General features: G+C 53.6%; 20 protein-coding genes and 1 pseudogene. 10 read left to right on the forward strand and 11 right to left on the reverse strand.

Annotated elements, in window-relative coordinates:
• Positions 1 to 51 precede the first annotated feature (51 nt).
• Both metC and yghB read left to right on the forward strand, forming a co-directional pair.
• Positions 52 to 1,239 (forward strand): cystathionine beta-lyase, encoded by a 1,188-nt coding sequence (metC, locus tag GPJ68_RS21080; RefSeq protein ID WP_016157474.1) that lies wholly within the window; start codon positions 52 to 54, stop codon positions 1,237 to 1,239.
• A gap of 131 nt (positions 1,240 to 1,370) precedes the next feature.
• The gene (gene yghB / locus GPJ68_RS21085) at positions 1,371 to 2,030 is read left to right on the forward strand and encodes a DedA family general envelope maintenance protein YghB (RefSeq protein WP_016154504.1); all 660 of its coding nucleotides are present in this window, start codon (positions 1,371 to 1,373) and stop codon (positions 2,028 to 2,030) included.
• A gap of 77 nt (positions 2,031 to 2,107) precedes the next feature.
• Here the strand turns inward: yghB and GPJ68_RS21090 are convergent, their stop codons facing one another.
• Entirely contained in the window at positions 2,108 to 3,007 is a 900-nt protein-coding gene (locus GPJ68_RS21090; protein WP_029139662.1) for an AraC family transcriptional regulator, read from the reverse strand.
• A gap of 193 nt (positions 3,008 to 3,200) precedes the next feature.
• On the opposite strand from GPJ68_RS21090, the gene yqhD reads away from it, so the two are divergent.
• The 3 genes and pseudogenes from yqhD to GPJ68_RS21105 form a co-directional block, all read left to right on the forward strand.
• The gene (yqhD, locus tag GPJ68_RS21095) at positions 3,201 to 4,364 is read left to right on the forward strand and encodes an alcohol dehydrogenase (RefSeq protein ID WP_104651870.1); all 1,164 of its coding nucleotides are present in this window, start codon (positions 3,201 to 3,203) and stop codon (positions 4,362 to 4,364) included.
• Positions 4,365 to 4,670: 306 nt separating this feature from the next.
• Positions 4,671 to 5,498, forward strand: a complete 828-nt coding sequence (dkgA, locus tag GPJ68_RS21100) for a 2,5-didehydrogluconate reductase DkgA (RefSeq protein WP_016154506.1) — start codon at positions 4,671 to 4,673, stop codon at positions 5,496 to 5,498.
• Between the two features lie 48 nt (positions 5,499 to 5,546).
• Positions 5,547 to 5,727 (forward strand): annotated as a pseudogene (locus GPJ68_RS21105) (hypothetical protein); the annotation flags it as partial.
• Between the two features lie 85 nt (positions 5,728 to 5,812).
• Here the strand turns inward: GPJ68_RS21105 and GPJ68_RS21110 are convergent.
• Positions 5,813 to 7,984 carry a YgiQ family radical SAM protein gene (locus GPJ68_RS21110; protein WP_003024532.1) on the reverse strand — a complete coding sequence of 724 codons (2,172 nt, stop codon included), beginning with the start codon at positions 7,982 to 7,984 and terminating at the stop codon, positions 5,813 to 5,815.
• A 199-nt stretch (positions 7,985 to 8,183) separates the two neighbouring features.
• Between GPJ68_RS21110 and GPJ68_RS21115 the strand changes: the two genes are divergently transcribed.
• Positions 8,184 to 9,659, forward strand: coding sequence for a TrkH family potassium uptake protein (locus GPJ68_RS21115; protein ID WP_080859500.1), 1,476 nt, complete (start codon positions 8,184 to 8,186; stop codon positions 9,657 to 9,659).
• Positions 9,660 to 9,675: 16 nt separating this feature from the next.
• On the opposite strand, the gene ftsP is transcribed toward GPJ68_RS21115, so the two are convergent.
• From ftsP to GPJ68_RS21135, 4 genes are all read right to left on the reverse strand, one after another.
• The gene (ftsP, locus tag GPJ68_RS21120; protein WP_016154508.1) at positions 9,676 to 11,088 is read right to left on the reverse strand and encodes a cell division protein FtsP; all 1,413 of its coding nucleotides are present in this window, start codon (positions 11,086 to 11,088) and stop codon (positions 9,676 to 9,678) included.
• 71 nt (positions 11,089 to 11,159) lie between these two features.
• Positions 11,160 to 11,897 carry a 1-acylglycerol-3-phosphate O-acyltransferase gene (gene plsC / locus GPJ68_RS21125; protein WP_016154509.1) on the reverse strand — a complete coding sequence of 246 codons (738 nt, stop codon included), beginning with the start codon at positions 11,895 to 11,897 and terminating at the stop codon, positions 11,160 to 11,162.
• A gap of 195 nt (positions 11,898 to 12,092) precedes the next feature.
• Positions 12,093 to 14,351 (reverse strand): DNA topoisomerase IV subunit A, encoded by a 2,259-nt coding sequence (gene parC / locus GPJ68_RS21130; protein ID WP_180836977.1) that lies wholly within the window; start codon positions 14,349 to 14,351, stop codon positions 12,093 to 12,095.
• A 118-nt stretch (positions 14,352 to 14,469) separates the two neighbouring features.
• A complete protein-coding gene (locus GPJ68_RS21135) occupies positions 14,470 to 14,865 on the reverse strand; it encodes a YgiW/YdeI family stress tolerance OB fold protein (protein ID WP_016154511.1) in 396 nt (131 codons plus the stop codon).
• Between the two features lie 152 nt (positions 14,866 to 15,017).
• Between GPJ68_RS21135 and qseB the strand changes: the two genes are divergently transcribed.
• The 4 genes from qseB to GPJ68_RS21155 all read left to right on the forward strand — a co-directional run bounded on the left by qseB (position 15,018) and on the right by GPJ68_RS21155 (position 18,059).
• Positions 15,018 to 15,677, forward strand: a complete 660-nt coding sequence (qseB, locus tag GPJ68_RS21140; RefSeq protein WP_016157480.1) for a quorum sensing response regulator transcription factor QseB — start codon at positions 15,018 to 15,020, stop codon at positions 15,675 to 15,677.
• Positions 15,674 to 17,023 carry a quorum sensing histidine kinase QseC gene (gene qseC / locus GPJ68_RS21145; RefSeq protein ID WP_104651868.1) on the forward strand — a complete coding sequence of 450 codons (1,350 nt, stop codon included), beginning with the start codon at positions 15,674 to 15,676 and terminating at the stop codon, positions 17,021 to 17,023. The genes qseB and qseC overlap by 4 nt, the downstream gene beginning before the upstream one ends.
• Before the next feature lie 109 nt (positions 17,024 to 17,132).
• Positions 17,133 to 17,714 (forward strand): NAD(P)H-dependent oxidoreductase, encoded by a 582-nt coding sequence (locus tag GPJ68_RS21150; RefSeq protein WP_016157482.1) that lies wholly within the window; start codon positions 17,133 to 17,135, stop codon positions 17,712 to 17,714.
• 30 nt (positions 17,715 to 17,744) lie between these two features.
• Positions 17,745 to 18,059: a putative quinol monooxygenase gene (locus tag GPJ68_RS21155; protein ID WP_016154515.1), complete on the forward strand. Its 315-nt coding sequence runs from the start codon at positions 17,745 to 17,747 to the stop codon at positions 18,057 to 18,059.
• Positions 18,060 to 18,159: 100 nt separating this feature from the next.
• On the opposite strand, the gene parE is transcribed toward GPJ68_RS21155, so the two are convergent.
• Genes parE through nudF form a run of 5 tightly spaced genes read right to left on the reverse strand, consistent with a single transcriptional unit; the run spans position 18,160 to position 22,565 of the window.
• On the reverse strand, positions 18,160 to 20,052 hold the full coding sequence (gene parE / locus GPJ68_RS21160) for a DNA topoisomerase IV subunit B (RefSeq protein WP_003024571.1): 1,893 nt from the start codon (positions 20,050 to 20,052) through the stop codon (positions 18,160 to 18,162).
• A gap of 28 nt (positions 20,053 to 20,080) precedes the next feature.
• Positions 20,081 to 20,662: an esterase YqiA gene (gene yqiA / locus GPJ68_RS21165; protein WP_180836978.1), complete on the reverse strand. Its 582-nt coding sequence runs from the start codon at positions 20,660 to 20,662 to the stop codon at positions 20,081 to 20,083.
• A complete protein-coding gene (cpdA, locus tag GPJ68_RS21170) occupies positions 20,662 to 21,489 on the reverse strand; it encodes a 3',5'-cyclic-AMP phosphodiesterase (protein WP_016154517.1) in 828 nt (275 codons plus the stop codon). The genes yqiA and cpdA overlap by 1 nt, the downstream gene beginning before the upstream one ends.
• Before the next feature lie 24 nt (positions 21,490 to 21,513).
• The gene (locus GPJ68_RS21175; protein WP_016154518.1) at positions 21,514 to 21,936 is read right to left on the reverse strand and encodes a DUF1249 family protein; all 423 of its coding nucleotides are present in this window, start codon (positions 21,934 to 21,936) and stop codon (positions 21,514 to 21,516) included.
• Positions 21,933 to 22,565: an ADP-ribose diphosphatase gene (gene nudF, locus GPJ68_RS21180; protein ID WP_016154519.1), complete on the reverse strand. Its 633-nt coding sequence runs from the start codon at positions 22,563 to 22,565 to the stop codon at positions 21,933 to 21,935. The genes GPJ68_RS21175 and nudF overlap by 4 nt, the downstream gene beginning before the upstream one ends.
• Between the last annotated feature and the right edge of the window lie 36 nt (positions 22,566 to 22,601).

Below are 22,601 nucleotides of genomic sequence, written 5' to 3' on the forward strand. Positions count from 1 at the left end.
TTGATTCATGGTAGTTTAGACATCCAGACGTATAAAAACAGGTAAGACGACATGGCAGATAAGCAACTTGAAACCAAACTCGTTCACGCAGGACGCAGTAAAAAGTACACGCTGGGCGCGGTAAATAGCGTGATCCAGCGAGCTTCTTCGCTAGTGTTTGACACCGTAGAGGCCAAAAAGCAGGCTACGCACAACCGTGCTAACGGTGCGCTTTTCTATGGACGTCGCGGAACCTTGACGCATTTTTCCCTGCAGGAGGCAATGTGTGAACTGGAAGGCGGCGCGGGTTGCGCGTTGTTCCCCTGCGGCGCGGCGGCCGTTGCCAACACCATCCTAGCCTTTGTGGAACAAGGGGATCATGTGCTGATGACCAACACCGCCTATGAACCCAGCCAGGATTTCTGCACCAAAATTCTCGGCAAACTCGGCGTGTCCACCGGATGGTTCGATCCGCTGGTTGGTGCCGATATTGTGAAGCACATACAGCCGAACACTAAAGTCGTATTTCTGGAATCTCCCGGCTCTGTCACCATGGAAGTACATGATGTCCCTGCTATTGTTGCCGCCGTCAGAAGCGTCGCGCCGGATGCGATCATCATAATTGATAACACCTGGGCTGCCGGGGTGCTGTTCAAAGCACTGGATTTTGGCATCGACATTTCTATTCAGGCTGGTACCAAATATCTGATTGGCCATTCCGACGCCATGGTCGGCACTGCGGTAGCTAATGCCCGTTGCTGGGATCAACTGCGCGAAAATGCCTATCTGATGGGGCAAATGCTGGACGCCGATACCGCCTATATGACCAGCCGCGGACTGCGTACGCTAAGCGTTCGCCTGCGCCAACATCATGAAAGCAGCTTAAAGGTCGCCGAGTGGCTGGCCAGCCATCCGCAGGTCGCCCGCGTGAACCACCCCGCGCTGCCCGGCAGTAAAGGCCACGAATTCTGGAAGCGTGATTTCACCGGCAGCAGCGGACTGTTCTCATTTGTATTGAATAAGAAACTAAATCATGAAGAGCTGGCCGCGTATCTGGACCACTTCAGTCTGTTCAGCATGGCCTACTCCTGGGGCGGATTTGAGTCGCTGATTCTCGCTAATCAGCCGGAACACATTGCGGCAATCCGTCCGCAAGGCGAGGTGGACTTCAGTGGAACGCTCATCCGTTTGCATATCGGTTTAGAGAATGTTGACGATCTGATTGCCGATTTGGCCGCAGGATTTGCCCGAATCGAGTAAAATTGCCATAGATGGACATATATGCAGACACTTCTGGTGGAAAAGTCTGCAATTGTTGCGTCCGGGATCAAGGCATCCCGGACAATTCAGGAGTACAATCCACACATAAACGCTGTTCCACAGGAAAGTCCATGGTAGTCATTCAAGATATTGTCTCCGCGCTTTGGCAACACGATTTTGCCGCGTTGGCGGATCCGCACGTTGTGAGCGTGGTGTACTTCGTAATGTTCGCCACACTGTTTTTAGAAAATGGCCTGCTGCCTGCCTCCTTTTTACCCGGAGACAGCCTGTTATTGCTGGCAGGGGCGCTGATCGCTCAGGACGTGATGAGTTTTATACCTACCATAGCTATTCTGACTGCCGCAGCCAGTCTGGGCTGCTGGCTGAGCTACATTCAGGGACGCTGGCTGGGCAACACGCGGACGGTAAAAGGCTGGCTGGCGCAATTACCTGATAAATATCATCAGCGCGCTACCTGCATGTTTGACCAACACGGGCTGATGGCACTGCTGGCTGGGCGTTTCCTGGCATTCGTTCGTACCTTGCTGCCAACAATGGCGGGAATTTCGGGTCTGCCAAACCGTCGGTTCCAGTTTTTTAACTGGCTGAGCGGTCTGCTGTGGGTCACCGTCGTCACCGGCTTTGGCTATGCGCTGAGCATGATCCCGTTCGTCAAACGCCATGAAGATCAGGTGATGACCTTTTTAATGATCCTGCCGATTGCCCTGTTAACCGCGGGTCTGTTGGGAACCCTGTTTGTCGTGATTAAAAAAAAATACTGTAGCGCCTGAGTATTAACCGTAGGCCGGGGTTCCCCCGGCATTTTCGCCTGATGACGTTTCGCTTATCAGGCCAGCGCTGAGCAAGTTTAACTCCCCTGCATCATTCGAATTCTGGCCGCATCCTCCCCCGGCGTTACGCCAAAGAAACGTTTGAATTCCCGACTGAATTGCGATGCGCTCTCATAGCCGACGCGCATGGCAGCCGCACTGGCCTTCATCCCGTCGTGGATCATCATCATCCGTGCTTTATGCAGACGATAACTCTTCAGGTATTGCAGCGGCGACGTGCTGGTCACCGCTTTAAAATTATGATGAAACGCCGACACGCTCATGTTCGCTTCTGCCGCCAGCTGTTCGACATTGAGATTTTCGGTGTATTTGGTTTCAATGCGCTTTAGCACCCGGCTTATCAAACTGAAATGCGTCTGGCGGCTAACCAGCGCCAGTAATGCGCCGCCGCGCGGCCCGGTCAGCACATGGTAGAGGATCTCGCGAATAATCTGTTTCCCCAGAATACGCGCATCCAGCGGTCGCTCCATCACATCCAGCAGGCGCTCAGCGGCGCACAGTATTTCGTCAGAAAGCGTCGCGGAGTTGATCCCGCTGGCCGCCATGGCGGGCTGGAACAGCTCATCTTCCCCAATGTCCATCAACAGCTCCTGCAATTGCAGAATATCGACATTCAGGTAGATACCGGCCAGGGGAACCTCCGGCGTTGCATACGTTTCACATTCAAAGGGTAGCGGTACGGTTAGCAACAGGTATTCGTTGGCGTCATAACGAAATACACGTTCATTGATATAACCAATTTTATGTCCCGAAAAGAGAAATATGATTCCTGGCTGATACATTACCGGTGTACGCGCTGCCGGCTCAGTGCCGTGCAGCAGGCGGACATCTGGCAGCAGTTCGCTGAGTTTATTTTCATTGTTTTTCAGCTGCTTAATTTTATCTGTCAGCAGGAGGCAGATCTCATCACGGTTCATAGAGCACCATTTCATCATCGGTTTGCAACCCTGACATAATGCGCAGATTTATCCGTTTTCTCCAGCAGTCTGTAGAAATGGGCAAGACATCGGCAGAAATGAGCATTGAGAGCAGCGCGGCTGACGACCACAATGTTCATCATCCGGCAGACACTCTCCTGCCCTCTTTTTTACCCACATAAGGGAACGAGCAATGAACAACTTTAATCTCCATACCCCAACCCGCATTCTGTTTGGTAAAGGTGCGATTGCTGAGCTGCGCGATCAAATCCCTCAGGATGCTCGCGTATTGGTTACCTATGGCGGCGGTAGCGTGAAAAAAACCGGTGTCCTGGCACAGGTTCAGGATGCGCTGAAAGGCCTGGACGTGCTGGAGTTTGGCGGTATTGAGCCGAACCCGTCTTATGAAACGCTGATGAACGCGGTAAAAATCGTGCGTGATGAGAAAGTGACGTTCCTGCTGGCGGTAGGCGGCGGTTCGGTGCTGGATGGCACCAAATTCATCGCGGCAGCGGCACAATACGTTGACGGCATCGATCCATGGCGCATTCTGGAAACCCACGGCAACGACGTAACAAGCGCTATCCCGATGGGCTCCGTATTAACCCTGCCAGCAACCGGCTCTGAATCTAACTCCGGCGCGGTCATTTCGCGTAAAACCACCGGCGATAAGCTGGCCTTTATGACCCCATTTGTGCAGCCGGTATTTGCCGTGCTGGATCCGGTTTACACCTATACCCTGCCGCCGCGTCAAGTTGCGAACGGCGTCGTAGATGCCTTCGTACATACCGTTGAGCAGTATGTGACTTATCCGGTTGACGGGAAAATTCAGGATCGCTTTGCTGAAGGTATTCTGCTTACGCTGGTAGAAGAAGGCCCGAAAGCATTGCAGGAGCCGGAAAATTACAACGTGCGTGCGAACGTTATGTGGGCGGCAACCCAGGCGCTGAACGGCCTGATTGGCGCAGGCGTACCGCAGGACTGGGCAACGCATATGCTGGGCCACGAACTGACCGCAATGCACGGTCTGGATCATGCTCAAACATTGGCTATCGTTCTACCAGCGCTGTGGAATGAAAAACGCGATACCAAACGTGCCAAACTGTTGCAATACGCAGAGCGTATCTGGAATATCACTGAAGGTTCCGATGACCAACGCATCGACGCCGCTATTGCCGCAACCCGCGCTTTCTTCGAACAAATGGGCGTACCGACTCGTCTGTCTGACTACGGCCTGGACGGTAGCTCCATCCCAGCGCTACTGGAAAAACTGCAAGCGCACGGCGGTACAAAACTGGGCGAACATCAGGACATTACGCTCGAGGTCAGCCGTCGGATTTACGAAGCTGCCCGCTAAGGTTTTTTCACCTCCGCCTTTCATTTTTGGGTATTTATATTCTAAATATTTCGAGTTGCATAAAGGCGGCAAAGGAGAGAATCCCCAGGAGCTTACATAAGTCAGTGACTGGGGGTGAAACGACAAACCTGCCGGGAGCAGATTTGAACGCTGCTTGCAGCGGACCTGAAAGGGCGAGGCTCATGGATGGGCCGCGTAATAAAGCCAACGCATATGCAGCTTGAAGTATGACGAGGATAGGCCAGACTTAAGTCACACCTAACTTACCGGGGCTTGCCTCGGTAAACTCAATTCAGGGGAGGAATTATGACCGGTCCAACCATTATTAAACTACAGGATGGTAACGTCATGCCGCAGCTGGGCCTGGGGGTCTGGAAGGCAAGTAACGAAGAGGTCATCACCGCCATTCATAAAGCGCTGGAAGTGGGGTATCGCTCAATTGATACCGCTGCAGCGTACAAAAACGAAGAAGGTGTCGGCAAAGCAATACGCGATGCGGGCGTACCGCGGGAAGAGTTATTCATCACCACCAAGCTGTGGAATGATGACCAGAAACGCCCTCGGGAAGCCTTGCTCGAAAGCATGGAGAAACTCCAGCTCGATTACCTCGATCTTTATCTGATGCACTGGCCAGTGCCGGCGATCGACCACTACGTTGAAGCGTGGGAAAGCATGATCGATCTGCAAAAAGAAGGGCTGATTAAGAGCATCGGCGTGTGTAACTTTCAGATCAATCATCTCCAGCGACTGATGGATGAAACCGGCGTACCACCGGTGATTAACCAGATAGAACTTCATCCGCTTATGCAACAGCGCCAACTGCACGCCTGGAACGCAACGCATAAAATCCAGACCGAATCCTGGAGCCCACTGGCGCAGGGCGGCAAAGACGTCTTTGATCAAAAGATCATTCGCGATCTCGCAGAGAAATATGGCAAATCACCGGCGCAGATTGTCATCCGCTGGCATCTGGATAGCGGCCTGGTGGTTATTCCGAAATCAGTCACCCCTGCGCGTATCGCAGAAAACTTTAACGTCTGGGACTTCCGCCTGGATAAAGATGAATTAGGCGAAATCGCAAAGCTCGATCAGGGCAAACGTCTGGGACCAGACCCGGACCAGTTCGGCGGTTAACCCCTTCTCTCCTGCCCGACCTCTCGTCGGGCCTTTACTGATTTGAATTTCGGCGTAGACCACGTGCACAGCTAATTGAGTCCCATGCGATCTGCCCCACTGGAAGCCGATTGAATCGCAGCAGAACCAATTTTTCGAGCAATATGAAGGATATCTGTTGTCACACGATCATGAACGGGCGGATGATGCAAAACTGGCCGCATTAGCGGCCAGAATTCGTGAGGCATAATTACTGAGCACTTCTGCCAGATGGCACCTTATCCGGCCGACGGTCTTTCAGGCCCGGTAAACATTTCACTCCCGGGCAAGACAGATTAGCGCCCTGCTACTTTCCCACGTTTTTTGTTCGCGGCAGGCGTCTGGCGCTGATGCGCCACAGGCGTGTGCTTGGTCAACGCCGGACGGGTATGACGGTTCTGGCGACGCGCTTCGCGCATCTCTTCCAGCGTAGGCGCCGGAACCAGACATTCGCGACGACCACCGATCAGATGCTTTTTCCCCATATCTTCCAGCGCCTGGCGGATTAACGGCCAGTTGGCTGGGTCGTGGTAACGCAGCAGCGCTTTATGCAGACGACGCTGTTTATCACCTTTCGGCACCACCACGTCTTCACTCTTGTAACCAATTTTACCCAGCGGGTTTTTCCCGGTGTAATACATGGTTGTGGAGTTCGCCAATGGTGATGGATAGAAGTTCTGCACCTGATCCAGACGGAAACGACGTTGCTTCAGCCACAGCGCCAGATTCACCATATCCTCGTCACGCGTCCCAGGATGCGCAGAAATAAAGTACGGGATCAGGTACTGCTCTTTACCGGCCTGTTTAGAGTAGGTGTCGAACAATTCCTTAAAGCGATCGTAGCTGCCCATCCCCGGCTTCATCATCTTCGACAGCGGGCCTTCTTCAGTATGCTCTGGCGCAATCTTCAGATAGCCGCCCACGTGGTGGGTCGCCAGCTCTTTGATATAGCGCGGATCTTCAACCGCGATGTCATAGCGCACACCTGAAGCGATAAGGATCTTTTTAATGCCTTTCAAATCACGCGCACGGCGATAGAGGTTAATCGTCGGCTCGTGGTTGGTATCCATATGCGGACAGATATCCGGGTAGACGCATGACAAACGACGGCAGGTTTGCTCCGCACGCGGTGACTTACAGCGCAGCATATACATGTTCGCCGTTGGGCCGCCGAGATCGGAAATCACGCCGGTAAAGCCCGGAACGGTGTCGCGAATAGCTTCGATTTCATTGATGATCGAATCTTCAGAGCGGCTCTGGATAATGCGGCCTTCATGCTCGGTGATCGAACAGAACGAGCAGCCGCCAAAACAGCCACGCATAATGTTGATCGAGAAACGGATCATCTCATAGGCCGGAATGCGGCTGTCGCCATACGCCGGATGCGGCACGCGCTTGTACGGCAGCGCAAAGACGCTGTCCATTTCTTCGGTAGAGAGCGGAATGGCTGGCGGGTTGATCCAGATGTAGCGATCGCCATGCTTTTGCATCAGCGCACGCGCACAGCCTGGGTTGGTTTCGTGGTGCAGGATGCGCGACGCATGTGCATACAGCACTTTATCGCCCTTCACTTTTTCGAAGGACGGCAGCAGCACGTAGGTTTTTTCCCACGGTTTCGGGCGCGGCGGCTGTACGGTTACCGCTTTCGCTTCCTGCTTTTTCGGGGCGACAGGTTTGTTGTCGGCACACGGCAGATCCTCGCCGTATGGATGCGGGATCGGGTCAATTTTGCCCGGCGTGTCGAGACGCGTGGAATCCACCCCACTCCAGCCCGGCAGCGCTTCTTTAACCATAATCGCGGTGTTACGCACGTCGCGGATCTGATCGATAGTTTCACCCATCGCCAGACGATGCGCCACTTCCACCAGCGGACGTTCGCCGTTACCGAACATCAGCATGTCGGCTTTTGAATCCACCAGCACGGAGCGACGAACGGTATCAGACCAGTAGTCGTAGTGCGCGGTACGGCGCAGGCTGGCCTCAATACCGCCGAGAATAACCGGCACATCTTTCCATGCTTCCTTACAGCGCTGGGTATAGACCAGCGTCGCGCGGTCCGGGCGTTTGCCCGCCACGTTGTCTGGCGTATAAGCATCGTCATGGCGCAGTCGGCGATCGGCGGTATAACGGTTGATCATCGAATCCATGTTGCCCGCGGTTACACCAAAGAACAGGTTCGGTTTACCCAAACGCATAAAATCGTCTTTGTTGTTCCACTCCGGCTGGGCGATAATCCCAACACGAAAGCCCTGCGCTTCCAGCATACGGCCGCAAATTGCCATGCCAAAGCTGGGATGATCGACGTATGCATCGCCGGTAACCAGAATGATGTCGCAGCTATCCCAGCCAAGTTGGTCCATTTCGTCGCGTGACATCGGCAAAAATGGTGCCGGGCCAAAACAGGCAGCCCAGTACTGCGGCCAGGAGAAAAGGTCTCTGTCCGGCTGGATCAGGGATATTGCGCTCATAGTGCTTCCAAAAATGGTAAAAAAATAATCAAAGGCCGGGGATTATACGCTGTATGTCGGCAAGAAATGAAGTGGAGTCTGAGTCAGACAAGTAGAAAGTGATTTAAATTGTTAAATTTTACGACGCCCATTTTTATCATTCATAATTAACACCATGCCGGCCAGCTGAGATAACTCTTTTTCGGCGGGGGATTTTTCATTGCGACTCAACGATTCACTGCATATTTCCCAGTTACGGGTAGTTGTTCACCTGTGCGGATTTCTGGTTCTTCTCTACAGCTTCTCCATGCTGCCGCCGATGACCATTGCTCTGTTAAATAAAGAGCGGAGCTTTTTCGCTTTTTTCAGCACATTTATGACGTTCTTTACCCTCGGCGGTGGAGCGTGGCTGGCAACCAAACATGCAGGAATTCAACTACGAACCCGGGATGGCTTTGTCATCATCGTCCTGTTCTGGCTGCTGTTTTCGTTTATCAGCGCCATGCCGATGTGGATGGACGATGGCTTAAATCTCTCCTTTGCCGATGCCCTGTTCGAAGGGGTTTCCGGGATAACCACCACTGGCGCTACGGTGATTGACGACGTCAGCGCCTTGCCGAAATCGTATCTGTACTATCGGGCTCAGCTCAATTTTATTGGCGGTCTGGGGGTTATTGTCCTTGCCGTAGCGGTATTACCCCTGCTGGGTATTGGTGGTATGAAGCTGTATCAGTCTGAAATGCCAGGTCCCTTTAAAGAAGAACGCCTCACGCCAAGGCTTGCTGATACCGCACGTACGCTGTGGCTGACCTACGTCATTCTCGGCCTTATTTGTACTCTGGCCTACTGGGTTGCCGGGATGTCGTTTTTCGATGCCTTATGCCACGGGCTGTCGACGGTCTCTCTCGGCGGATTTTCCACCCGTAGCGAGAGCATCGGCTTTTATAACAGCCACGCTATTGAGTTAGTCGCCGGACTGTTTTCACTGCTGTCTGCGTTTAACTTCACCCTCTGGTACGTAGCTATTGTGAAACGTACCTTTAAGCCCTTTCGTCGTAATGCCGAGCTGCGTTTCTTTCTGCTTATTGCGCTGGTTGTCACCTTGATCGCCACCTGGCAGGTCTGGCGGGCGGGTATGTACGGGATAACGGACAGCCTGGTGCATGCCTTTTTTCTGGCCAGTTCGATGCTGACAGATAATGGCCTGTCGACGGCGGATTATGCGCAGTGGCCTTCGCACACGATATTCATGCTGCTCAGCGCCAGTTTCTTCGGCGGTTGTATCGGCTCGACCTGCGGGGGGATTAAAGTGCTGCGTTTTTTGATTATGTTCAAGCAATGCCGTCAGGAGTTACACCAGCTCGCGCATCCTCGCGCCCTGCTGAATATCAAAGTGGGCAATAACGTGGTAAGCGACCGAGTAGTGCGTTCGGTATGGAGCTTTTTCTTTCTCTACGTTTTATTTACCAGCTTTTTTATCTGGGCGCTCAATCTGATGGGCTACGATCTCTTCTCCTCTTTCGCCACCGTTGCCGCCTGCATCAATAACATGGGGCTGGGATTTGGCATCACCGCAACGACGTTTGGCACCTTAAACGAGGAGGCAAAACTTCTGATGTGCGCGGCCATGATCATGGGGCGTCTGGAGATTTACCCCATTCTGATCCTGTTCTCGCGCATGTTCTGGCGGGCGTAACGGAAACTCCGGCGCATTACGGCGCCGGGTTCACCAACATCTGTCCGATCGAACCACGATCCGCCATTTCCAGCGTCTGACTGTTAAAGTAGAACGGGAAATGAGCCCAGGAAGGTTGTCCATAGTAGACCAGTAATTCAACCTGGCCGTCGACCCAGACGGTATCTTTCCAGCCCCGGTCTTCCGGGAACGGCATTGCGCCATTCACATTACGGATCAGGAACGAGACGCCTTCGATATGGAAAGACTGAGGCATATCCGCTCGTACCGTCCAGCGCTCCCAGGAGCCCTGCTGAGCGGTAATATCCATGCGGTTGACGTCCCACAGCTGACCGTTGATGCCGGGATCGTCATCCAGACTGATATCACGGCTGCGAATCGGTGAACCACTGAGGATTTCCGTTGGCAGCAGGCGCATTGGCAGACTGTCGGTCACCAGCGGCAGGAGGCCGGTCGGGCGCAGCGTCAATACCAGCGTGGAGATGAGAATACTGGAAGGCTCAAAGAATCCGCGGATCCTGTCGACAATGCTGGCCGCCTCACCACAGGTGATAGAGACCTCATTTCCGTTAGTCATATCCACCAGGATCTCACGGCGCTCGCCAGGTGCCAGCGAGAGCTGCTTCACCGAAACGGGCGCAGGTAAAAAGCCCTGATCGCTGGAAATCACATGCAGCGCGCGGCCATCGCTCATTTGCAACTGGTAACGACGCGAGTTTGAAGCGTTCAGCAAACGCAAACGCACCCAGCCGCGAGAGACTTCGACATATGGGCTTTGCGCCCCGTTGACCAGCAGGGTATCACCGACAAAACCACCGCTGCCGGGTTCGCTATATTCCGGCGTACCAAAGTTGTCCAGACGCTTGTCCTGGATAATGATCGGAAAATCATCCACGCCGTAGTGGTTGGGAATAGACAGTGATTTACTCACTTCATCTTCAATCAGCCACATTCCGGCAAGACCGTTATAAACCTGCTGGGCAGTACGATTTGGCGTATTGGCGTGATACCACAGCGTAGCGGCATTCTGACGAATCGGCAGCACTGGTGCCCAGTCTGCATTAGGGGACATCATGCGCGCCGGGCCGCCCATCAGCGGGCCTGGCACCTGTAATCCAGCGACAGTCATCGAGACATTTTCAGTCAGACGGTTGCTGTAGATAAGTTTGACGTCATCCCCTTTCCAGACGCGGATCGTCGGTCCCAGGTAGCGACCGTTAATCCCCCAGACAGGTGCGCGCGTGCCTTGCGTGAAGGACCAGTGGGCGCGTTGCAGCGTCATAAATAACGGCTGCCCCCGACGGGACTCCAGCAGCGGAGGTACGGGTAACGGTTGTTGCTGACCGGCAGCATTAGCCTTCAGCGGAACAGCACCTGCACACAGTGCGATCCCCGATGCCTGAATGAACTGACGCCGACTGAATGACATATAAACTCCATGAAAAACTGGCGATTAACACGCAGGAAATCTTTTCCTGTAACAAACCCGAATTGCGCGGATTAAACCTTACCGGCGGCTTCCCGCTCAGCAACTTCTTTATCGAGTTCTGCGATTTTTTGTTCCATCAGCGTACGGCAATGCGCTGCCAGTTCACGAACCTGATCTTTCCCAAAATGGCTAATATCTACCGGTGGCAACATCTCTACAATCGCCAGACCATTATTGAGTCGGTTGAGTTTTATCTTGTTCGAGGTAGTTGAAACGCACACCGGAATAACCGGGACACCCGCCGCAATCGCCGCATGAAACGCGCCGGTTTTAAACGGCAGCAGACCGCGACCACGGCTGCGCGTTCCTTCCGGGAACATCCAGATAGAAATACGACGTTTTTTGAAATGATTCACCACCGCCGCAATGGTGCTGTGCGCTTTGGTACGGTTGTTTCTGTCAATCAGCAGGTTGCCGGTTAACCAGTACAGCAGCCCGAAGAATGGGATCCACAACAGGCTTTTTTTACCTACCGTCACCGTCGGCGGCTGAACGATATTCGCAGCGGTAACCATGTCATAGTTGTTCTGATGATTACAAATATAGATAGCATTACCATAGTTCTGCGCGTCTGCCGGCATACGGCACTCAACCTTCAGGCCATAAAGGGGAGCCAGGCGGCCAAACATATGACCGAACGTTGCGACGTGTTTTGGATTTCGTGGGCTGAACAAACAGTATATGCAACCGAAAATACAGACCAGAACGCAGTAAATAACAGTAATGATTAAACGAAAAATATATAGCATAACAACCTCTGAGGCCTAAGAGCCTGGCATTTTACGTCACCTGATTCATCACGCAGTATCAGGTTAGGGCTTTGTTAAGGGCGGCTCTCTGGAAAAGCGTATTGTTAATCGCAACGCACGAATAAACAACGGTTTCACGGGAATTTTTAACCTTGGCTCTCCCCGGGCTAAAACAGGGAGAGCCGGACGGTAGCGTTATTCTTCGCTGTCGCCGTGACTGGCGCGTCGAGGCGAGTCAATGTCAATGCGATCGATACGCTGCAGACCACGCATTAGCGTACCGCGACGGCCACGCTCGCCGGTCACTTTCTGCAACTCTTCAGGACGCAGTTTAATTTTGCGCTTACCAACGTGGATAGTCAGCGTGCTTTGTGGCGGCAGCACGTAGAGCTGCGCCAGGCCATCTTCACCTTTCGCCGCTTCCGCTGAAGGGATATTGATAATCTTGTTCCCTTTGCCTTTTGACAATTGCGGTAAATCGCTTACCGGGAACATCAACATGCGACCAGCTTGGGTGATTGCCAGCAGCATATCGGTTTCATCTTCAATCACAACCGGCGGCATAACGCGCGCATTTTCTGGCAGCGTAATCAATGCCTTACCCGCACGATTACGAGCTACCAGGTCGTTAAAGGTGCAGACAAAACCGTAACCCGCATCGGATGCCATCAGCAGTTTCTGATCGTCGCCTTCCATCAGCATGTGCTCAACCGTCGCGCCCGGCGGCAGCGTGAGCTTCCCGGTCAGCGGTTCACCCTGTCCACGCGCCGACGGCAGCGTAATCGGGTCGATGGCGTAGCTGCGTCCGGTCGAGTCCACGAACACCACCGGCTGGTTGCTCTTACCCTTCACCGCAGACTTAAAGCTGTCGCCCGCTTTATAGCTTAATCCCGGCGCATCAATGTCATGGCCTTTCGCACTACGCACCCAACCACTCTGGGACAGCACAATGGTCACTGGCTCTGACGGCAGCATGTCGTGCTCGCTCATCGCCTTCGCTTCTTCACGTTCCTGCAGCGGAGAGCGGCGTTCGTCGCCATAGGCCTCGGCATCAGCCTGCAGCTCTTTCTTCAGCAGGTTGCTCATTTTACGCTCGGAAGCCAGAATGCCTTGCAGCTGATCGCGCTCTTTCGCCAGCTCATCCTGCTCGCCGCGGATTTTCATCTCTTCGAGTTTGGCAAGGTGGCGCAATTTCAGCTCAAGAATGGCTTCAGCCTGGGTTTCAGAAATGCCAAACCGCGACATCAGCTCGGGCTTAGGTTCATCCTCATGACGAATAATTTCGATCACTTCGTCAATGTTGAGGAACGCCACCAGCAAACCTTCAAGGATATGCAGGCGTTTAAGCACTTTTTCCAGACGATAGTTCAGGCGACGACGTACGGTATCGCGGCGAAACGCCAGCCATTCGGTGAGGATCTCCAGCAGATTTTTCACCGCCGGACGACCATCAAGACCGATCATATTCAGATTGATGCGGTAGCTTTTTTCCAGATCGGTGGTGGCAAACAGGTGGTTCATCACCTGCTCCATATCCACACGATTGGAGCGCGGGACAATCACCAGACGGGTCGGGTTTTCGTGATCCGATTCGTCGCGCAGGTCGTCTACCATCGGCAGCTTTTTATTGCGCATTTGAGCGGCGATCTGCTCCAGCACTTTTGCCCCGGAAACCTGATGCGGCAGTGCGGAAATCACCACCGCGCCGTCTTCTTTCGTCCATACCGCGCGCATACGTACGGAGCCACGTCCGTTTTCGTAAATCTTACGAATCTCCGACCGCGAGGTAATGATCTCCGCTTCGGTCGGGTAATCCGGCCCCTGCACGATGTCCAGCAACTGATCCAGCGTCGTTTTCGGTTGCTCAATCAGGGTAATCGCCGCTTTCGCCACTTCACGCAGGTTGTGTGGCGGAATGTCCGTCGCCATACCAACGGCAATACCGGTCGTGCCGTTCAACAGAATATTTGGCAGACGCGCAGGCAGCATCTTCGGCTCCTGCATGGTGCCGTCGAAGTTTGGCACCCAGTCCGACGTTCCCTGGCCAAGTTCACCCAGCAGAACTTCCGCATATTTAGACAGGCGGGATTCGGTATAACGCATCGCCGCGAAGGATTTCGGATCGTCCGGCGCCCCCCAGTTCCCCTGCCCGTCGACCAACGGATAACGGTAAGAGAACGGCTGCGCCATCAGTACCATCGCTTCATAACAAGCGATGTCGCCGTGTGGGTGGTATTTACCCAGTACGTCACCGACGGTACGGGCGGATTTTTTAAATTTGGCGCTGGCATTCAGCCCCAGTTCGGACATCGCGTACACGATGCGACGCTGAACGGGTTTCAAACCATCGCCAATAAACGGCAACGCCCTGTCCATGATGACGTACATGGAGTAGTTCAGATAGGCGGTTTCCGTGAATTCATGCAGCGCCAGGCGCTCTGCCATATCGCTCATTAATCGTGGTTCCTCAACTTTGTACCCCTCTATTGAAGGGCAATATTGCCGCAGATACTACCCTATCTGGCGTGTTGAGTCACAAAGAAAAGGGCCACGAGTGCGGCCCTGATGGGGATTATTTGGCAACTTTGGTAATCTGTTTCACGTCGATTTCAACGGAGTTCCAGTCTTTATCCACTTCACCCTGGATTTCAACCACATCCTGCGGTGTGACGGTTACGCCGTTCCAGCGCTTGTGGTCGATATCCACATTCACCGTGCCGGTCGCATCTTTAAACACATACAGGTCGTCGGAAATACGCTCAACGATGTTCCCGCGCAGGGTAACCCAAGTGTCATCACGCAGTGATTTGGCGCTTTCTACCGTCGCGCTGCTACCATTCGGGCCGACAAATCCGCCATTTTGGCTTTGCGTGGTGGTTGTCGGTCCAGAGAAACCGCCCTGCTGCGCTGCCAGAACAGGTGCGGAACACAGTGCCATTACAGCAACCATTGCAGCTAATTTTTTCATCGTCATGTCTCCCTTTCATTTTGGTTTACGACTATTAAATAAGTTAATCCTTAACAAGTTCTTAAGGCAAAAAAAGATACTTTTTTTGCTGTACAGAGGCTGTAGTCACAAGGTTTACTGACGCTAATGAGAGCGGCTGCAGGGAAGAACATATGCGTATTTTACTGATCGAAGATGACACGTTGATCGGCGACGGCCTGAAAACAGGTCTGAGTAAAATGGGTTTCAGCATCGACTGGTTTACCGAGGGTCGCCAGGGGAAAGAAGCGCTCTACAGCGCCCCTTATGATGCGGTGATCCTCGACCTGACGCTGCCAGGCATCGACGGACGGGAGATCTTGCGCGAATGGCGAGCCAACGGGAAGCAGGAGCCAGTGCTGATTCTGACCGCTCGCGACGCGCTGGCGGAACGCGTTGAGGGTCTGCGTCTCGGCGCGGATGACTATCTGTGCAAACCCTTTGCGCTGATCGAAGTTGCCGCCAGGCTGGAGGCGCTGGTGCGCCGTGCCAGCGGCCAGGCGAGCAACATATTGCGCCATGGCCATGTGACGCTCGATCCCGGCGCGCTGGTTGCCACGGCGGCAGATGAGCCTTTGTCTCTCAAACCCAAAGAGTTCGCTCTACTGGAACTGCTGATGCGCAATAAGGGTCGCGTCCTGCCCCGCAAACTGATTGAAGAAAAACTGTATACCTGGGACGAAAACGTCTCCAGCAATGCGATTGAGGTACACGTCCATCACTTACGCCGTAAGCTCGGCAGCGACTTTATCCGTACCGTGCATGGCATTGGCTACACCCTGGGTGACGCATGAAACTCACACAACGCCTCAGCCTGCGCGTCAGGCTAACGCTTATTTTTCTGATTCTGGCATCAGCAACCTGGGCCGTTTCCAGCTTTGTAGCCTGGAAGCAGACCACCGACAATGTCGATGAGCTGTTTGATACCCAACTGATGCTGTTCGCCAAGCGGCTCAGTACGCTGGATATCAGCGACGTCACCACCTCAAGCAATATGGCTCGCACGCCGAAGAAGCTCAAGCACGGCCATATTGATGACGACGCGCTGACGTTTGCCATCTTCACCATCGACGGAAAAATGGTATTGCACGATGGCGACAACGGCCAGGACATTCCCTACAGCTACACCCGCGAAGGCTTTACCGATGGCCAACTCAAGGGGGACAACGACGCATGGCGTTTTCTGTGGCTGAATTCCGCTGACGGCAAATACCGCATTGTGGTAGGCCAGGAGTGGGAGTATCGAGAGGATATGGCGCTGTCGATCGTCACCGCCCAGTTAACACCGTGGTTGATTGCGCTGCCGCTGATGTTGCTAATCCTGGTGGTCATGATTAGCCGTGAACTCAGGCCGCTGAAAAAACTGGCGCAGGCTCTGCGCTGGCGCTCACCGGAATCGGAGGAGCCGCTCGACCCGAAAGGTGTGCCAAGCGAAGTACGCCCGTTGGTTGAATCGCTCAATCAGTTGTTTACCCGCACCCATTCCATGATGGTCCGCGAACGGCGCTTCACTTCTGATGCTGCCCACGAGCTGCGCAGCCCGTTGACCGCGCTGAAAGTACAAACTGAAGTGGTGCAACTGTCAGACGACGACCCGCAAACGCGGGAAAAAGCGCTGGTACAGCTGCATGCGGGAATTGAACGCGCCACCCGACTGGTCGATCAGTTACTGACACTTTCACGCCTCGACTCCCTCGACAATCTTCAGGATGTGGCGGAAATCTCGCTGGAGGAGCTTTTGCAATCCGCGGTGATGGATATCTACCATTCGGCCCAGCAGGCGCACATCGACGTGCGTTTGCAGATTAACGCGCATAACATCATGCGCACAGGACAGCCGCTGTTACTGAGCCTGATGGTACGAAATCTGCTGGATAATGCGATCCGCTACAGCCCGCGGGGTAGCATTGTGGAAGTGACGCTCAACGCCCGTAATTTTAGCGTCAAGGATAATGGTCCTGGCGTTGCGCCAGAGGTCCTGACGCACATCGGGGAACGCTTTTATCGTCCACCGGGGCAAAGCGTGACCGGCAGCGGTCTTGGCCTATCGATTGTCCGCCGTATCGCAATATTGCATGGAATGTCAGCCTCGTTTGGCAACGCTCCGCAAGGTGGCTTTGAAGCGAAGGTCAGTTGGTAATTGCGTTATTATTGCTCAAATAGCAAAAGACTTTGCACATTTTGCTAATTTCACCGCGTCGCTGGTAGGGGTAAAATCGTCTTCAAACGTATTTCCCTGAGGACACAAAATGAGCAACATTCTGATTATCAATGGTGCGAAAAAATTCGCCCACTCCAACGGTCAGTTAAACGACACCCTGACCGAGGTCGCGGATGGCCTTCTGCGCGACCTCGGGCATGATGTTAAAATCGTGCGCGCCGACAGCGACTATGACATTCCTGATGAAGTACAGAACTTCGTCTGGGCCGATGTGGTTATCTGGCAAATGCCTGGCTGGTGGATGGGTGCGCCGTGGACCGTGAAAAAATACATTGATGACGTGTTTACCGAAGGTCACGGTACGCTGTACGCCAGCGATGGTCGCACGCGTTCAGATGCGTCTAAAAAATACGGCTCCGGTGGGCTGATTCAGGGCAAAAAATACATGCTGTCACTGACCTGGAACGCACCGATGGAAGCTTTCACTGAAAAAGATCAGTTCTTCCATGGCGTTGGCGTTGATGGCGTTTATCTCCCGTTCCATAAAGCAAACCAGTTCCTGGGAATGGAAGCGCTGCCGACCTTTATCACCAATGACGTGATTAAAATGCCGGACGTCCCGCGTTATATCGCAGAATATCGCAAGCATCTGAGCGAAATTTTTGGTTAACTGGTAACCTGGAATTAGAAGGAGTTAACCATGCTTACCGTTATTGCAGAAATCCGTACACGTCCAGGTCAACATCACCGCCAGGCGGTACTGGATCAATTCGCTAAAATCGTTCCAACCGTATTGAAAGAAGAAGGCTGCCACGGCTACGCGCCGATGGTCGATCATGCTGCTGGCGTCAGTTTTCAGACCACAGCCCCGGACTCAATCGTGATGGTTGAACAGTGGGAAAGCATTGCGCATCTTGAAGCGCATTTGCAGACACCGCATATGAAAGCCTATAGCGAAGCCGTGAAAGGCGACGTGCTGGACATGAGTATTCGTATTCTGGAGTCTGGCATTTAAGATTGTCGATTTGCCGGATAACGCCATAAACAGACGTATCCGGCTTATATTGCAATCCTCAGGCCTGGTAAGCCCAGCGCCACCAGGCATTCACAGTCAATTACCCTTCGAGATCCGCCAGGTCGCCTTTCTCCTGCAACCAGTTACGGCGATCTTCAGAACGCTTCTTGGCCAGCAGCATATCCATCATTGCGTTGGTACGCTGATCGTCTTCGTCATCGATGATGAGCTGCACCAGGCGGCGGGTGTTCGGATCCAGCGTGGTTTCACGCAGCTGCATCGGGTTCATTTCACCCAGACCTTTAAAGCGCTGCACGTTCGGCTTGCCTTTCTTGCGTTTTAACTGCTCCAGCACGCCCGCTTTCTCTTCTTCCGTCAGCGCGTAATACACCTCTTTACCGAGGTCGATACGGTATAACGGCGGCAGCGCCACATAGACGTGACCGTGTTTCACCAGCGTACGGAAGTGTTTCACAAACAGCGCGCACAGCAGCGTGGCGATGTGCAAACCATCGGAATCCGCATCCGCCAGAATACAGATCTTACCGTAGCGCAGCTGGCTCAGATCATCACTGTCCGGATCGATGCCGATCGCCACCGAAATATCGTGAACTTCCTGCGAGGCCAACACTTCATCGGAAGAGACTTCCCAGGTGTTGAGGATCTTACCTTTCAGCGGCATGATCGCCTGATATTCACGATCGCGCGCCTGTTTAGCCGATCCGCCCGCCGAGTCACCTTCGACGAGGAACAGTTCGGTGCGATTAAGATCCTGTGCGGTACAGTCCGCCAGTTTACCCGGCAACGCCGGACCGCTGGTCAACTTTTTACGCACCACTTTTTTCGCGGCCCGCAGACGACGCTGGGCGCTGGAAATCGCCATCTCAGCCAGCAGTTCGGCTGATTGCACGTTCTGGTTCAGCCACAGGCTGAAAGCATCTTTCACCACGCCAGAGACGAATGCCGCGCACTGCCGCGAAGAGAGGCGCTCTTTGGTTTGTCCGGCAAACTGCGGATCCTGCATTTTTACCGACAGCACGTAAGCACAGCGATCCCAGATATCTTCCGCCGACAGCTTCACACCGCGCGGCAGAATATTGCGGTATTCACAGAACTCGCGCATTGCATCCAGCAGACCCTGACGCAGGCCGTTAACGTGCGTACCGCCCTGCATGGTTGGGATCAGGTTCACATAGCTTTCAGTCAGCAGCTCGCCGCCTTCCGGCAGCCAGAGCAGCGCCCAGTCCACGGTTTCTGTTTCACCGCTGAAATTACCGATAAACGGTTTTTCCGGCAGCGTCGGCAGGCCATTCACCGCTTCGCTCAGATAGTCATTCAGGCCATCCTGGTAGCACCAGCGCTGTTCACTGTTATTGACCTCATCCTTAAAGGTGATCTCAACGCCTGGGCACAGCACCGCTTTGGCTTTCAGTACGTGCGTTAAGCGCGAAACGGAAAAACGCGGGCTGTCAAAGAAGCTTTCATCTGGCCAGAAGTGCACGCTGGTTCCGGTATTGCGTTTACCGCAGGTACCGACAACCTGTAAATCTTGCACCTTATCGCCGTTCTCAAACGCGATGTTGTACACCTGCCCGTCGCGGCGCACGTTCACTTCCACACGCTTCGACAGGGCGTTGACCACGGAGATCCCCACCCCATGTAAACCACCAGAGAACTGATAGTTTTTGTTGGAGAACTTACCGCCTGCGTGCAGACGACAGAGGATCAGCTCTACCGCCGGAACGCCCTCTTCAGGGTGAATGTCTACCGGCATGCCGCGGCCATCATCAATAACTTCCAGAGACTGGTCGGCATGTAAAATCACGTCCACGCGTTTTGCGTGGCCCGCCAGTGCTTCATCCACACTGTTATCAATCACTTCCTGTCCAAGATGGTTCGGACGGGTTGTATCGGTGTACATCCCCGGGCGACGGCGTACCGGCTCAAGCCCAGTGAGTACCTCAATGGCATCAGCGTTATAAGTTTGCGTCATGGTTTAAATAAGCAATTCGAATTGATCGTCAGAAACTGTGCAGTCCAAGGAAATCGACAATCGGGTTGAAATAATCTTCGAAGCCCGTGAATGCGTGGTTTCCGCCCTCAATAACTGTCTGGCGGCAGGAGGCGTAATACGCCACCGCCTGGCGGTAGTCCAACACTTCATCGCCCGTTTGTTGAAGCAGCCAGATCAAATCCGGCGCTTCCAGCGGGTCAATCTGCATGACTTTAAGATCGTAAATATGGCGTGACTCTAGCACATATTGCTGCCCCGTGTAGGGGTTCTCGTTTTGACCGAGATAGTCGACCAGCAGTTCATAAGGTCGGACAGCAGGGTTCACCACCACCGCGGGCAGCATAAAACATTGCGACAGCCAGGTGGCGTAATAGCCTCCTAGCGAGGAACCGACAATTCCCAGCAACTCTCCGCCATGTTCGAGAATGATCGATTCCAGCATCTCTGCGGCCTGGGCCGGATACGGTGGCAACTGGGGTACGATCATCTCAACGTGCGGATGATGCTCCGCCAGCCAGTTTTTCAGCAAACATGCCTTCGCCGAACGAGGAGAACTATTAAATCCGTGAAGATAAAGAAGCGTAGACATCAGTAGCCTTCTGAAGCGGTATCAGGGTGGAACCGATTACCCTGCAGACGGCGTACCTGAGTCTGCAACGTCCCGTCAGCAAAAAGCTCCAGCGTCCGCCAGCCGGGGCTGATGGTATCTAACGTGAAGTTGGAACAGTGTGGCTTAAACTGCACACAGGTCGACGGCGTCGCCAGCAGGCGGCGTCCGTTCCAGTCCAAATCCAGTTCCTGATGAATATGCCCGCACAACAAATACTTGGCACGAGGATAATTCACCAGCACGTTATCCAGCTCTGCGGCATTACGCAGGCTATGCTGATCGAGCCAGCTACAGCCTGCTGGCAGAGGATGATGATGCAGAAGCAGCAAAGTATTGCGCTCAGGCGCATCGGCAAGTTTACGTTCCAGCCATTCGAGCTGAAATTCGCTTAATTCACCGTGGGGAACGCCGAATACCTGGCTGTCCAGCAACAGGATTTGCCACTGTTCACCAATAAAGACGCGTTTAGCGGGTGAGATCCCCGCGTCCTGTAGCGCGCTGTACATTGCCGGCTGAAAATCGTGATTGCCCGGTAGCCAAACGCAGGGCGCACGAAAGCTTGCGATGCCCTCAGCAAAATGCTGATAGGCCGCAGCGGATTGGTCCTGCGCCAAATCACCAGTCGCGACGATCAGATCGTATTCAGGCGACTCTGCATGTATTGCATCCAGTACGGATTGATAGCTGTCCCAGGTGTTTACACCCAGCAGCGTTTCATGCTTTTCGGCAAACAGGTGAGTGTCTGTAATTTGTAAGATCCTGACTCTGGCCTCACCAGCCAAAGGAAGGGTTAACAGGCTTTCCAAATGGTGTCCTTAGGTTTCACGACGCTAATAAACCGGAATCGCCATCGCTCCATGTGCTAAACAGTACCGTAACCAGTCGGCCAGAAACTGATTAATTTGATGCTTTTCGTCGCGTTGATGCAACTTTTTATTTGGATAATCATACCGCGCTTTGAAGCGAAAGATCTGCTGACTCGAACACACTTCAGCCACCCTCGCGTCATGATACAGGCGGACTGTCAATGACGGCAGGCTCCAGTAAGTGACCGCGGGTGCCGTTTGTTCGATCGCGACAAGCGTAGTGTATCGGGTCGATTCAACGATCGTTAACCGATATTGTGCGTTTGCGACCTGATAGCTCACTGTTTCATCGGCTGCGTCATTACGCGGCAGCAGACGGCGCAATTGCGAATAGTTGGTTTCGCACAGGCGCATCATTTCAGGGAAGTCAGGTGTGTAACGCTTCATTTTTTCCACTCAGTTTTTAACTCTTGATAGTGCAGCTGTAACCATTGCAAGGCGATGACAGAAGCCGCGTTGTCGATTTTCCCCTCTTCAACCCATTGATAAGCCTGCTCCCGGCTCACCACATGAACACGAATATCTTCGTTTTCATCAGCCAGACCGTGGATCCCGCTCGCGGTCGTGGCGTCCACTTCGCCAACTAAAATAGACAGGCGCTCACTGGTGCCGCCAGGGCTTGCCAGATAGCTCAGAACGGGCTTGGTACGTTTAACTTCCAGCCCGGCCTCTTCCATCGCTTCACGACGAGCCACATCCTCAACGGTTTCGCCCTCTTCAATCATTCCAGCCACCATTTCCAGGAGCCACGGGCTTTCGCTGGTATCAAACGCCGCGATACGGATCTGCTCGACCAGAACAACTTCGTCCCGCTCAGGGTCAAAGGGTAGCAAGACTGCCGCGTGTCCGCGCTCAAAAATTTCGCGCTTTACCTCACCGCTCATACCACCGTTAAACAGGCGATGGCGGAACCGATAAAGATCCAGTGAAAAAAAACCGCGGTATAGCGTTTCTCGTGCAATAATTTCTACATCATTTTTAGTGAAAGTCATTGGCAAGTTGTCTGGTTTACGCATTGTGCTGTCCTGAAACCAATAGTGATTAAAATGTGA

It is taken from the genome of Citrobacter sp. 172116965 (assembly GCF_013458095.1).
Lineage (GTDB): Bacteria > Pseudomonadota > Gammaproteobacteria > Enterobacterales > Enterobacteriaceae > Citrobacter > Citrobacter braakii.